Raw genomic sequence first — 13,645 nt, forward strand, 5'->3', positions numbered from 1 at the left:
CGGTAGAACCGCAAATGCGACCTCAGCCGAGCAAGGAGAACCTGAACATGGCGGTGACTACGCCCAATCCGATCTACTCCAATGGAACCCAGCGTACTCTGACCGGTGCACAGGACGACCTACTTAATATTCAACATTCTGATATTTATGCCCTGAGATCGGCAACAATCTCGCTCAGTTTTTCCATGGACCGTTTGCCGGGGGATGTTGCCCTGGTGTCCAAGGACGCAAACGGAGAGACCGATGGTGATTTTACGCTGTGGGTCAAGGATGGCGCGCTTGTCGTGACCCAGTCGGGGGGCGGCGAAACGGAATACCTTCGGGTGCCTGAGGTGCTGTTGTCGCCGCAGCAATCTTATCACGTATCACTGTCATTCGGGGACGACGGGCTGATGATCTGGCTTGATGGTCGGTTGGTTGGCGCAGACCCGGAATTCAAACAGGGTATCGAACTCAACACCAATGACATCGTTGTTGGCGGCACGCGGTCCTGGCGGTCGGACCAGGATGACGATGCGCATTCCCTGTTCCAGGGGACGATTGGCGATGTCATGATTTTTGATCGCCAGCTCGACAGTGCGGAACAACTGGCAGTCGCGACAGACTCCTCTGCCGGCATGATGATGTCGGCACAGATGGCTGCAGCCATGGCGTCCCTTGCACCGGTTTTTGGCCAATTGCACGGCGCCAGCGATACGTTTCTCGACATCCTCGCGGATTACGGCGTGAACCATCATGGCCATGTCGCGGGCGGTCTGAACATGGAAATGGGCACCGGGGGCGACAACCGGCTTCGGGGCTCCGGTGAGGCCGATGGCCTCAATGGCGGTGGCGGCGACGACAAGGTTCTGGGCCGGGGCGGTTCAGATGTCCTGCAAGGCGGCTATGGCAATGATGTCGTCGTCGGTGGCGGCGGCCGCGATGTGCTGGACGGCGGCCATGGCGAGGACACGTTGCGGGGCGGCGGCGGCGACGATTTGCTCATCAGCCGCGCAGATGGGCGCGAAGGGGCGATCTATTACGACCCGGATCGCGATGAAGGCGACCCGCTGAACGAGTTGACAGATGGCAAGCTTTACCCGGATCAACCTATTCCTGCGGACGACCTTCTGATCGGCGGCAAGGGCGCGGACATCTTTTATTTCCAGACCCTGATCAATGCCAAGGAACGCTTTATTGAAAAGCACACCCGCGCGGATGGCACGATCAACTGGCACGGGGTCGCCGGGGAAAATGACAATCTGCACGACCACTGGGTCGATGTTCTGGGTCACGATGTGGTCAAAGACTACAGCCGGGCAGAAGGCGACCGCCTGGTGATTGAAGGGCACACGACGCAGATCGCCTCGATCACCTATGGCGACGCCGATGGCAACGGTGTGATGGACCACTCGGTCATCGAACTCTACTCCGATCAGGGCAACAACGGCGGCGCCCATAACGACGACCGGCTTGGCACAATCACCGTATATGGCGATCTGGTGCGGATGTCGGATATCGAACATACGGCCGGCCCGGCCTATGGCATCGTGCGTACAATCGACGATCTGGACGAGGCGCTTGCGCCGCTTGACTATGGAGCCGAGGCGGGAACGATTTCCGCGCCTGGATCACGCCGTCTGAACTCTGACGGTTTCAGCTATCAAGGGGCGAGTGATCGCGTTTTTGGGTTGACCGGGCTCCAGCAGTTTTCTGCCGAGGACCGCGCGGCCTATGTGTTTGACCACACCGACAACTTGGCGTTGTCCGCAGGCACCATCGCATTCCGGTTCACCGTCGATAGCCTGTCCGGATACCAGGGGCTGATTTCCAAAGACGCTTCTGACAATGGCGACGGGGGCCACCTGTCTGTTGACCTCGACATGACCGGCAAGCTTGTTGTGCGGTTCCAGGACGCGACCGACAGCTACTACCTTGTGACGCGCAATGCCGTTTCGGTCGGCGAGGACTATGACTTCAGCCTCAGCTTTGGCGAAAATGGGGTCGAAGTGTACCTGAACGGCGCCCGGGTCGCCTACGATACGGAAATCGCCTTTGATCTGACACAGAACACCGAAGCCCTCATCGTTGGTGCTGCGGGCAAAAACAATATGCCGGGTGAGGTGGACAACATCCACAGCTATTTTGATGGCACGATCAGTGATCTGCAGATCTTTGATGAGGCGTTGACGGCGCAGGATCTGTTTGGCGACGATCCGCGACAGGACTACGCCTACTTTAACCGGAATATCGATGCCTTCAACTTCACCCGCGGCGATGGCGGCAGCGTTGTTGTGAAAAAAGGCGGGAACGGGACAGAGTTGTGGGCCGAGACCGCATTTGCGTCTTTTGACAACCTCACGGTCCGGGTTGCCGATATCCAGCTGGGCTCGCGCAGCGACGATACGCTCAACGGGGGCGACGGGGCGGATGTCTTGGTCGGCAAAGGTGGCATGGATCGGCTGCAGGGCATGGGCAACGATGACCTGCTCAAAGGGGGGACAGGCGATGACTCCCTTTATGGCGGCGCTGGTCAGGACACCCTTCTGGGCGAAGACGATGATGACAGGTTGTTCGGCTCCGATGGGCGCGACGTTCTGTATGGTGGCGACGGTTATGACACCTTGATCGGTGGCGATGGCAACGACCGGTTGTACGGCGGCATCGGCGATGACGACATCTTTGGCGGCGGCGGAGATGACGGCGGCAGCGCGCCACGGGATCGGGCATATTTTGACGGTGATCTTGCCGATTTCAGCTTCCAGACAATGATCTATTTTGACCAGTACCGAGACGAGGATGTCACCCGTTTGATCGTTACGGATGCGGCAGACGGTGGTGCGGATGGCGTCTATGAAGGTCGCGACCGGTTGGTCGATATAGATTTGCTGGTTTTTGCGGACCAGACCGTAGCGTTCGACGATCTGATCTGAGCGAAACGCGCAGGTCCCGGCGGGGTGTCTCGCCGGGATGCAGCACGCCCCCCCCCGCAGAGCCGGGGCAACACACTGAACTGACGGAGGGCGCGTCGGTCACCCGTGCGGTTGCGCACGCGGCCCTCGTTGCCAGATCGGGAGCACGGGTTATTCGCCCCTTGGAAACCTGGCGTTTTCTTCGACGACGTTGAGGTCCATGTGATTTCGCATGTAGCGTTCGGAGGCCTTTTGCAGGGGTTGGTAGTCCCAGGGGAAATATCCCCCCTGGCGCAGCGCCTCGTAGACGACCCACCTCCGGGCCTGGCTGGCGCGGACATCGGCGTCAAACCGGTCCAGATCCCAACGCGCTGCGGCGATCTCCTTCAGGGCCGCTTCTGCCTCGGCATGGTTGGCAGAGCCTGCGAGGTTGGTCAGCTCATGTGGGTCGGCCTCCAGGTCAAAGAGCTGATCCGGGTCCAATGCGCACAAGTTCAGTTTGTAGCGTCCCTGCCGGAGCGACACCATCGGCGCATAAGAGGCTTCGGCGGCGTATTCCATCGCAACCGGCGTTGTCCGCACGCCACCCTGTCCAAGCGGTACGACACTCTCTCCTGCGGTCCAGGGCATCACCTCGTCCATGCTGACGCCCGCCAGATCGCAGAGCGTCGGACAGACATCCAGGTTGGACACCGGGTCGCTCACCAGACCGGGCGTCATCGAGGGCGCGGCGATCATCATCGGCACGCGGGACGACCCCTCGTAAAAGCTCATCTTGAACCACAACCCCCGCTCGCCCAGCATATCGCCATGGTCAGCGACAAAGAGCACGATGGTGTCTTTCTCCTGACGGGTCGCGCGCAGGGCCTCCATCACGTCGCCGATCTTGTCGTCCAGATAGGAGATGTTGGAGAAATAGGCCCGCCGAGACCGCCGGATATCGTCGTCGGAAATATCAAAGTTGCGCCAGTCGTTGGCATCAAAGATCCGCTTGGAATGGGCGTCCTGATTGTCATAGCCCAGATCGCCGACGTCAGGCATCAGGTGCTCGCAATCTTCATAGAGATCCCAGTACTTCTTGCGGGTCACATAGGGATCATGCGGGTGGGTGAAGCTGACAGTCAGGCACCAGGGGCGGGCATCCTTGCCGCGCGCCAGATCGTAGATCTTCTGGGTCGCGTGAAAGGCGACCTCGTCGTCGAACTCCATCTGGTTGGAGATTTCGGCAATACCAGAACCGGTAACCGAGCCCATGTTGTGATACCACCAGTCGATCCGCTCGCCCGGCTTGCGATAATCCGGCGTCCAGCCAAAGTCTGGCGGGTAGATATCTGTGGTCAGTCGTTCCTCGAACCCATGCAGCTGGTCCGGCCCGACGAAGTGCATTTTGCCCGACAGACAGGTGTAATAGCCCGCCCGCCGCAGGTGGTGCGCATAGGTGGGAATGGAGGACGCGAATTCAGCAGCGTTGTCGTAAACGCCGGTGGCAGAGGGCAGCTGACCGGACATGAAACTGGCCCGCCCCGGCGCGCAGAGCGGGCTGGCGGTGTAGCAATTCCTGAACCGCGTCGAGCGCTCCGCCAGCGCCTTGATATTGGGCGCATGCAGCCACTCCGCAGGGCCGTCCGGGAACAAGGTTCCGTTCAACTGGTCAACCATGATGATCAATATGTTCGGCGTTGGCATGCGAGACCTTCCAGATTTTTCGGTCGTTCCGAGACGTCAGGGAAACGAGGTATTTGGTTCGCCGGGCGTCTCGCGCTGGAAATTGTCAGCTATCGGCGTCGAGAGGCAAGCTGAACGTGGTCGTTGAAACGTACATCTAGTGTTTATTGATTGATCAGTCAATAATAATTCAACACCGCGCCCACCGTTCCAGCGCAAGCCTTCAGGTCAATTTCCTGACGTCTAAGCGGTCATAAAAAATACGAAAGTGCAGACTGCGAAAAGGAAAGAAATCAATAAAATAGCTGAACTTTCGCAGTCAGGATCAAGCTATGATTGACAGACCCTCCCGGCTTGTTAAGCTTTGTTAACCTTAGCTTGGCGGGGGGAGGAGATCATGCGGCGCTTCTGGAAGCGGAGATCACGAGAAATTGCCGATTTCTCACTTCGATCTTTCGCTGTCAGTTTGCCGGTTGGTCTCTCGGCTCAGGCTGGACACGCGCAATTTTCAAACAGGCTGGACACGCAGACGGAGCAGTTCGATGACGCTGTGCCGCATCCGCCTTCCTTTGCCTCTCAGTCTTCGTTTGACGAGGCGTTTCTGTCGCCGCTGCCTGCTGCTGTGAACCTTCTGTATGTCTTTTGTGCGGGAGTGTTTCTGTTCTTTCTGATCGCCGAGGTTTTAAAGCGCATCCGCCGCGTCCGGATGAAACCCGCTGCCATATCCGAAGGGGCTGGCCTGTCGCCGGAGGATCTCAAAAGCGTTGCGCTTCTGGATGCCGAGGCGCGGGTGATCGACGCCAATCCACGGTTCCAGAAGGATGTTGATCTGAACCTGTCGCAAATCCTTGGGCGACCCATTTGGGCGTTGCACAAAATGGGGTTTGGAAAGGCGTTCTGGGAAGGGGTCCTGGTCGAGGCGAAATCCTCTGGATCCTGGTCGGGAGAGACCCGCACGCTTGACCCCAGTGGCGCGGCAGAAGCGCATGTGATCCTGGTCACCGCGCGCAAAGACGCAGACCAGACTGCGACTTACGAATTTCATTCTCAACGCCAGAAAAAGCCGGAAGCCGGGGCCGAGTTTAACCGCAAGCCGAGCCTGCATGCCAGCAGTCAGGCCGTGTTGCCAAATCGGCAGGCGATGAACGCCGAAATCGACAGTGCCATCGCGCGCGCGCAATCCACCAATAGATCTCTGGCGCTTATGGTCATTGATCTGGACCGGTTTCGGGACATAAACGCGATTTTTGGCGATGAGGTCGGCGATCAGGTGCTCGCGCGTCTGGCCCGCAGCCTGCGTTCGATCGCCCGGCCGAACCTCAAGGTCGGGCGCATCGGTGATGATGAATTCATCCTGCTGGTCGAACATGTGTCCGATCCCAGCCTGCTCAGCCAATTGGCCGAGGAGGTCGCCACCGCGCTGAGCGAGGATGTGGCTGTCGATGGATTGGCCTGTCGGCTGAGCGCCAGTATTGGAATTGCTCAGTTTCCCAAGGATGGCATTTGCCGTCGCAGTCTGATGCAGGCCGCCGAGGCGTCGCTTTGTCATGCCAAGACAGCGGGTCGTGGGCAGGTTTCCTTTTATGCGGAGGCAATGGAGCAGCGCAGCGAGAAAAGCGCGCAGTTGGTCAATGACCTGCAACGCGGGATCGCGGCGGGTGAGCTGACCATGTACTACCAGCCGCAGGTTGACCTGCGCACCGGCCAATGTGTCGGTGCCGAAGCCCTGCTGCGTTGGCAGCACCCGACCAAGGGGCTGTTGCTGCCGGGGGGATTTGTGCCGCTGGCGATGGACGTCGGGCTTGCCGCCGCAATTGATCAATTCGTGATGAAAGAGGTCTGCGCCCAGATCGGCCGTTGGACAGACCGGGGCTACACCCCGATGAAGATTTCGGTGAACATGTCGGCGATCTCGCTGCTGAGCCCGGACTTTGCGACCGATCTGAAAACGGCAACGGCGCGTCACGGTGTCGATCCGCACAGCCTCGAAATCGAAATTTTGGAAAGCACAATTTTCCCGAGGATGAACGCGTCGTTTGAGCTGATCCGCGAATTGCATGAGATCGGCATCAGTCTGGCAATCGACGACTTTGGCACCGGATATTCTTCTTTGTCATTGTTGAAGGATCTGCCGATTGGTCGGCTTAAACTGGACCGCCGGTTCATCACGAACCTGCCCCACAATGTCAAAGATGACCGCATCGTTGCCGCGGTTGTCGCGATGGGCCGCAGCCTTGGCATTGATGTCATTGCCGAAGGTGTCGAGACCCGGACCCAGGAAAGCCGATTGATCGCCTTGGGCTGTACCGAAGCGCAGGGGTTTCTCTACAGCCGACCGATTTCGGCCGATGATCTGTCGATCCATTGGATGAAAGGCTCCGTTCCAAACGCCTGTGTCGGGGCCACGACCTGACCCGTGCCGGATCAATGACTTCCACGATTGCGCGCGTCACAAAATTGCATCCTGTCTTCCGTTGATAGTTACAAAAGCGTCTAATAGCCCTGAGCACGGGAGCCTTGCCAAACCTGCGTTTGTCCGGATGGGGTCTGCCCCAAAATCGGGCAAGACATTCCAGTGACATAGGATATGGTTGGCGCGGAGGAGCTGCAAAGGTTCCCGGTCAAAGGGAGGAAATGCATGACCAGTCGCAGAACAATTCTTGGTGCCGCAGCGGCGCTGGCGGTGTCAACCATGGGCGTGCTGCCCGTCGCGGCGCAGGAGGTGACACTGAAGATGCACCAGTTCCTGCCCGCCCAGGCGAATGTGCCCAAGCTGATCCTTGATGTCTGGGCTGACAAGGTCGAAGACGCATCGGGTGATCGCATTCAGATCGACCGTTACCCGTCGATGCAATTGGGGGGCAAGCCGCCAGAACTCATCGATCAGGTTCAGGACGGGGTTGCGGATATCGTCTGGACCGTTGTCGGCTACACACCCGGACGGTTTCCTTCGACCGAAGTTTTCGAACTTCCCTTCCTGATGACCAACGCCCGGGCGCATAGCCATGCCTACTGGGACATGATGGAAGCGCATTGGCTGGATACGGAATTCAAGGATTTCAAAATCCTGGCAGGCTGGGTGCATGGTCCGGGCATGTTCCATACCTCGGACCCGGTGGAGACGCCCGAGGATCTTGAGGGGATGAAAATTCGCGGCGGCTCCCGGTCGGTCAACGCGCTGCTGACAGAGCTGGGGGCCACGCCCGTCGGCATGCCGGTTCCAGCCATCCCGGAGGCGATGTCCAAGGGTGTGATCGACGGCACCACCATTCCATGGGAGGTCACCACCTCGCTCAAGGTGCCAGAACTCGTCGAGAACCACACCGAATTCGAGGGGCGCGCCCTTTACACGCTCACGTTTGTGCTGGCGATGAACAAGGACAAGTATGACAGCCTGCCTGACGATCTCAAGCAGGTGATCGACGACAATTCCGGTTTGGAGATGTCTGTCTTTGCCGGTGGCACGATGGCGGATGCGGACCTGCCCGCGCGTGAAAATGCGCTGGATCTGGGCAACAATGTAATCAGCCTCAGCGAAGAGCAAACAGCCGTTTGGCGCGAACGCGCGCAGCCAATCTATGACCAGTGGCTGGCCGATATGACTGAACGCGGCATCGATGGGCAGGCGCTTCTGGACGAAGCCAACATGCTGATCGAAAAATACACACCGCAGTATCAGAACTGATCGACACCTCCATTGACGGGGCCCGCCTTGCCTGAGCAGCGCGGGCCCCGTCGCATGCAAGGATACTGAGATTACAAAGGTGGGCAAAGGCATGCACAACTACATGACCGCGCTGGCACGGACCCTGGCGATGATCGGATGCGCCGTGCTGACGCTGCTGATACTTCTGACCTGTGTCTCTATCGCCGGGCGACTGCTGAACGGCGTTTTCCACAGCGACTGGATGGAAGCGACCATGCCGCAGCTCGCCGATTGGCTTGCGGCCCGTATCGGCCCTGTGAACGGTGACTTCGAGCTGGTCGAAGCAGGGGTCGCCTTTGCCATCTTTTCGTTCATTCCGCTGTGCCAGATCACCGCGGGGCATGCGTCGGTCGATGTCTTTGTCACCAACCTGTCTCCCCGTGTGAACCGGCTGTTGAGGATGGGCACCGAGATCGTTTTTGCGCTGGTGCTATTGCTGATTGCATGGCGGTTGGCGGCTGGCACGTTGAGCAAGTTTCAAAACGGAGAGACCTCTTTCCTTCTCGAATTTCCCGTGTGGTGGGCCTATGCCGCCAGCCTGGTGGCCGCTGTGGTTGCAGCGATTGTCGGGGTCTATATGGCATGGGTCCGCAGTTATGAGGCGTTCACAGGCGAAATACGGATCTGGGACGGTGTCGAGGAGACCAAGTCATGAGCGCGCTTGAAATCGGCATCTGGTCGTTCCCGGTTCTTATGGCACTGATCTTTATCCGCGTGCCGATCGGGCTGGCCATGTTCCTGGTCGGCCTCGGCGGGCTGGTGATGGTCACCGGCGATACTGTCGTCGCCTTTGGGCGCCTGAAACACGAAACCTATTCCACGTTTTCATCCTACTCGCTGTCGATCATCCCCATGTTCTTTTTGATGGGGCAGTTCGCGACGCTGGGCGGCATGTCTTCTGCCCTGTTCAAGGCCGCGGAAGGTTTCATCGGCCATCGCAAGGGCGGTGTGGCCATGGCCGCCATTGGCGCCTGTGCCGGCTTTGGCGCGATCTGCGGTTCCTCTCTTGCGACGGCTGCCACCATGGGGCGCGTGGCGCTGCCAGAGTTGAAAAACTACGGCTATGCCAGCGGATTTTCCACGGCGACCCTTGCCGCCGGCGGGACGCTCGGCATCCTGATCCCGCCATCCGTGGTGCTGGTGATCTACGCCATCCTGACTGAACAGAACATCGCCAAGCTTTTCCTCGCGGCCTTCATTCCGGGCATTCTGGCGGCCATCGGCTATGTGATCGCCATCTCCGTCTACGTCCGCCTCTTTCCCGAAAGCGCGGGCACGCGATCTGCGATCCCCTGGCGCCAGCGGTTCGCGCTGTTGATCGCGGTCTGGCCGGTGCTGCTGGTGTTCGGACTTGTCGTTGGCGGCATCTATGCGGGCTGGTTCACCCCAACCGAAGGTGCGGCCGTCGGCGCACTCGGAACCGGATTGATCGCCTTCCTGAACGGTGGCCTGACGCGCAGGTCCATGACGGAAAGCTTCATGATCACGGCCCGATCAACTGCCATGATCTTCTTTATCGTTCTGGGGGCAGGCTTTTACAACGGCTTCCTCGCGCTGACCCAGGTCCCGCAGGAACTTGCAAATTTCGTCGTGGGGCAGGGCCTCAGCCCCTGGGTGGTGCTGGCGCTGATCCTGGTGTTTTACTTGCTGCTTGGCTGTCTGATGGACAGCCTGTCGATGATCCTCCTGACAATCCCGATCTTTTATCCGGTGATTTCAGCGATGGACTTCGGGTTGGTGTCGCTGCCCGCGATGCAGGCCGACGCGGCGATGGAGGTGCTCCGTCTGGGCGTGCCAGAGGGGATGGGGGCCGAGATGCTGGCGTCCATTCAGGACGCGATCGCAACCGGCAGTGAACTCACCCGCGACCAGATGAAAGAGCTCGGTATCCGTGTCACCCGTGGCATCGCCAACCGGCTGGAAACGGAATACGTCGCGATCTGGTTCGGTATTCTCACGTTGATCGTCGTCGAGGTCGGGCTGATTACGCCCCCTGTCGGTATGAACCTCTTTGTCATCAATGCGATGGATCCAAAGTCACGAATGGTCGACACCTACAAAGCGGTGATGTTCTTTGTCGCCTCGGACCTGTTGCGGGTTATCCTGCTGGTGCTGTTCCCCGTGATCACGCTGTTGCCGCTGATGTGGCTCTACTGACGCCATCGCGCAAAAAGAAAACGCGCAGAACCAGCGGTCTGCGCGTTTCACATCCTGCGGACCAACGCCCCGCCTAGCGGCGTTTCAGCGTATCGCCGTAGCTGATCGTTGGGGTCAACGTGACGTGTTTCTCAAACGGCGCGGGAGAATCTTCGAGCTGGGCTGCAATGATCTGCGCCGCCTTCATGCCAATTTCGCGTCTGCAGGCATCCATCGTGGCCAATTGGCGGGGCAGGCCCGCCAGCAGCTCTACTCCGTTAAAGCCCGCAAGCCCGATCTGACCTGGCACGTCGATCCCCTGATCGAGCAAATGGAGCAACCCTCCCGCGCCGATCATGTCATTGGAATAGTACAGAAAATCCAACTCTGGCGACCGTTCCAGCATGGCTTGCGTCATCTCGCGCCCCTTGGCCAGAGCCGACCCGCCCGAGTAGAATTCGCGATCCTCGATCTCGACTCCCTCTTTCGCCAATGCCTCGGTAAAGCCTTCGAAGCGTTTGCGCGCCCGGTGGTCCAGCGGCATCTTGGTCCCCATGAACCCGATGTGACTGTAGCCCGCCTTCAGGATCGCGCGGGCCATCTCGCGCCCGGCCCGGCGATGTGAAATGCCGACCATCGCATCGACCGGTTTGCCGTCGGTGTCCATGATCTCGACCACGGGGATACCGGATGCTGCCAGCATGGCCCTGGCGGGTTCGGTATGTTCAAGCCCCGCAATGATGACGCCGGACGGGCGCCAGGAGAGCATTTCATAGAGGACTTTTTCCTCTTTTTCCGGCTGGTAGTCCGTGACGCCGACAACAGGCTGCAGAACGGTATCTTCGAGAACCCGATTGATACCGGTCAGAACCTCGGGAAAGACCATATTCGACAGCGACGGAATAATGACCGCCACAAGGTTGACCCGCTTGGAGGCCAATGCCCCGGCGATCTTGTTTGGCACATAGCCAAGCTCCTTGGCCGCGCCCAGGACCTTTTGTCGTGTTTTTTCAGACACATCACCCCGGTTTCGCAGAACGCGGCTGACGGTCATCTCAGACACGCCCGTCGCATCGGAGACGTCGCGCAGCGTTAGCGGGCGCTTGTTGTCGTTGGTCACGTGCTTGGCCTCTTTGCTTTGTTGCTATGAAGTTAGCCAGTCCTGCTATGCGACACAATGGGTCTCGCAGATCGCGGGTCGTGCTTGTGGTATCGGGGACGATTTGCTATCGGGTTTCGCGATGGTCCCGTGGCTCAACTGGATAGAGCAGCCCCCTCCTAAGGGGCAGGTTGCAGGTTCGAATCCTGCCGGGGTCACCATTAAATCAAAGAGATACGTCACGTCTGATGGTCACAAGTGATCTGGCTCGGTTGGGGTCAGGCGCTGCGGTCAAGTTCTTGTCGGGAGGTTTGCGCATTGGGCCAGGTCAGGGTAAAGCGGCAGCCGCGTCCTTCGGAGTAGACCGAGATGGCGCCGCCGACCACGTCGACATACTTCTGGACGATGGCAAGCCCCATGCCGCTGCCTTCGACCTTGTCCCGGGGTTGCAGCGTCGTGAACATCTCGAAAATTCTGTCATGGTATCGGCTTGGTATGCCGGGGCCATCGTCGGTGACGGTGAAAACATGCGCGTCTTCGGTTTCGCTCACACTCAGAAACACAGAGCCCGAGGTTCCGTCGTGATGCTTGATCGCGTTTCCAACCAGGCCGAGCAGGATCTGCAACAGCGGTGTTTTCTCGACAAGGATCTCATCAAACGTGCTGTCGGCAAAAATGCGAAAGCCGTCTTTTTGGGGCACTAGATCCTGCACCAGCCGGATGAGGTCCGGGCCGGCAATCAATGCGGAGCTGGAAGGGTTGCGTCCGATACGGGAATGCAGCAGCAGATCTTCCAGCAATTGCTCCATCCGGCGGGTTCGGCGCAGGATGATGTCCATCGTATCGCGGGTATCCTGGGTGAAATGCTCTGTCAGGTCTTCCTCAAGCCATTGCACCGCGTTCTGGATCGTTCGGAGCGGTGAGCGCAGGTCGTGGGATGCCACATAGGCAAAGGTATCGAGTTCCGCATTGGAGCGTTCCAGTTCGATCTTGGAGGCCTGCAACTTGTCCACCAGGTTGAAGACCTGTTGTTCCGCCCGTTTACGCTCTGAAATGTCGCGCACGATGATGAAATGCGAATAGGGGCCACCGGCGTGGAGCGGGTTGAGCGAGGCTTCGGCCTGGAAAGCAGTGCCATCGTGACGCAAGCCGTCGATGGTGGGGGCCTCGGCCCATTGGGTCGGGTCCAGCCCAGCGATGTCGGGGAGCACATCCGCCAGCGTCTGGCTGCTGAAACTTTCGAGGTCATGCTGAAACATGGTCTGTGCGGCGGCGTTGGCGTTGCCGACAAACCCCGCATGATCGATGATCAGAATGCCCTCTGACGTGTTCTCGAAAATATTCGCCAGGGCGTCTTGCAGGCGATCCTCTGTCGATTTCAGCGATTGCATCTGGGCGTTGAAGATGCCGAAAAAGTACCTGAACGCAACGAGATAGGCCAGCGCTCGGAGCCCATGCCACAGCCACCAGGTTGCGCCCCAAAGGGTCGAGATCTCAAACAGGATGCTGGCGACACCAAAGAGAAAGGCATAGGTGGAAAAGACAGCCCTGGCCGCATCGCCACTGTCCGTTGGTGTCAGCAGGAAATAGGCGCTGGCGGACAGAAACCCGATCCCGCCGACCACACTCAACACCGCCGGGAGGGCCGCGAAGAAACCCTCTGACAGGTTGGCGGGGAGGGGTGTTGCGGGCTCTGGCATGATCAGCCCGATGACGGCGGCACAGACGGCACTGCCAAGCACAAGGGCGGTCGCCTGGCGGTCTGGGGTATAGCGCTCCGGCAGCCAGACAGCGGCAAACATCAGCCCGCCAAACAGGCTTGCCAGGTTTTGTGTCCAGACAAAGGGCTGACCGACATGCAGAAGCGAATGGATGCCATCCAAAACCCCCATGCCAGCCAATCCGGCGGCGATCCAGACATAGGGCCGCTGTAGCTCCCCATAGCGCAGCAGGATCAGGATGAATGCGGCAATGGCAAAGGCCGAGACGGTGCCAAGAGCCTCCAGCGCGGCATGGGTCGGATAGTTCATCCAGCGCCAGTCTGGCCAGGTCATATCCAGGGAAAGGCTGGCCATGACTGGCAGTGCGCCACACAGAACGATGGTCTTGATCACTTCTGGACGCATGAAAACTCGATACTCGGCTTGG

8 protein-coding genes and 1 tRNA gene are annotated in these 13,645 nt (G+C 59.2%); 6 read left to right on the top strand and 3 right to left on the bottom strand.

Annotated elements, in window-relative coordinates:
• Positions 1-47 precede the first annotated feature (47 nt).
• Entirely contained in the window at positions 48-2,912 is a 2,865-nt protein-coding gene (locus tag TRIHO_RS01670) for a LamG-like jellyroll fold domain-containing protein (protein ID WP_068239758.1), read from the top strand.
• Between the two features lie 150 nt (positions 2,913-3,062).
• Here the strand turns inward: TRIHO_RS01670 and betC are convergent, their stop codons facing one another.
• Complete coding sequence (betC, locus tag TRIHO_RS01675; protein WP_068239761.1) at positions 3,063-4,577, bottom strand: choline-sulfatase; 1,515 nt, start codon at positions 4,575-4,577, stop codon at positions 3,063-3,065.
• Positions 4,578-5,106: 529 nt separating this feature from the next.
• On the opposite strand from betC, the gene TRIHO_RS01680 reads away from it, so the two are divergent.
• From TRIHO_RS01680 to TRIHO_RS01695, 4 genes are all read left to right on the top strand, one after another.
• Complete coding sequence (locus TRIHO_RS01680; RefSeq protein WP_232367675.1) at positions 5,107-6,969, top strand: sensor domain-containing protein; 1,863 nt, start codon at positions 5,107-5,109, stop codon at positions 6,967-6,969.
• Positions 6,970-7,194: 225 nt separating this feature from the next.
• Positions 7,195-8,241 carry a TRAP transporter substrate-binding protein gene (locus TRIHO_RS01685; protein WP_068239767.1) on the top strand — a complete coding sequence of 349 codons (1,047 nt, stop codon included), beginning with the start codon at positions 7,195-7,197 and terminating at the stop codon, positions 8,239-8,241.
• 91 nt (positions 8,242-8,332) lie between these two features.
• Positions 8,333-8,917, top strand: coding sequence for a TRAP transporter small permease (locus TRIHO_RS01690; protein WP_068239770.1), 585 nt, complete (start codon positions 8,333-8,335; stop codon positions 8,915-8,917).
• Complete coding sequence (locus TRIHO_RS01695) at positions 8,914-10,419, top strand: TRAP transporter large permease (protein ID WP_068239772.1); 1,506 nt, start codon at positions 8,914-8,916, stop codon at positions 10,417-10,419. The genes TRIHO_RS01690 and TRIHO_RS01695 overlap by 4 nt, the downstream gene beginning before the upstream one ends.
• Positions 10,420-10,492: 73 nt before the next feature.
• On the opposite strand, the gene TRIHO_RS01700 is transcribed toward TRIHO_RS01695, so the two are convergent.
• Positions 10,493-11,518, bottom strand: a complete 1,026-nt coding sequence (locus tag TRIHO_RS01700) for a LacI family DNA-binding transcriptional regulator (protein WP_068239775.1) — start codon at positions 11,516-11,518, stop codon at positions 10,493-10,495.
• Between the two features lie 123 nt (positions 11,519-11,641).
• On the opposite strand from TRIHO_RS01700, the gene TRIHO_RS01705 reads away from it, so the two are divergent.
• Positions 11,642-11,718: transfer RNA gene (locus TRIHO_RS01705), tRNA-Arg, on the top strand.
• A 57-nt stretch (positions 11,719-11,775) separates the two neighbouring features.
• Here the strand turns inward: TRIHO_RS01705 and TRIHO_RS01710 are convergent.
• On the bottom strand, positions 11,776-13,623 hold the full coding sequence (locus TRIHO_RS01710; RefSeq protein WP_068239777.1) for a sensor histidine kinase: 1,848 nt from the start codon (positions 13,621-13,623) through the stop codon (positions 11,776-11,778).
• Positions 13,624-13,645 lie beyond the last annotated feature (22 nt).

It is taken from the genome of Tritonibacter horizontis (assembly GCF_001518015.1).
Taxonomy (GTDB): domain Bacteria; phylum Pseudomonadota; class Alphaproteobacteria; order Rhodobacterales; family Rhodobacteraceae; genus Epibacterium; species Epibacterium horizontis.

Coding starts and splice junctions, on each gene's coding strand:
- TRIHO_RS01670 (WP_068239758.1), top strand. CDS start 48: ATGGCGGTGACTACGCCCAATCCGATCTACTCCAATGGAACCCAGCGT.
- betC (WP_068239761.1), bottom strand. CDS start 4,577: ATGCCAACGCCGAACATATTGATCATCATGGTTGACCAGTTGAACGGA.
- TRIHO_RS01685 (WP_068239767.1), top strand. CDS start 7,195: ATGACCAGTCGCAGAACAATTCTTGGTGCCGCAGCGGCGCTGGCGGTG.
- TRIHO_RS01690 (WP_068239770.1), top strand. CDS start 8,333: ATGCACAACTACATGACCGCGCTGGCACGGACCCTGGCGATGATCGGA.
- TRIHO_RS01695 (WP_068239772.1), top strand. CDS start 8,914: ATGAGCGCGCTTGAAATCGGCATCTGGTCGTTCCCGGTTCTTATGGCA.
- TRIHO_RS01710 (WP_068239777.1), bottom strand. CDS start 13,623: ATGCGTCCAGAAGTGATCAAGACCATCGTTCTGTGTGGCGCACTGCCA.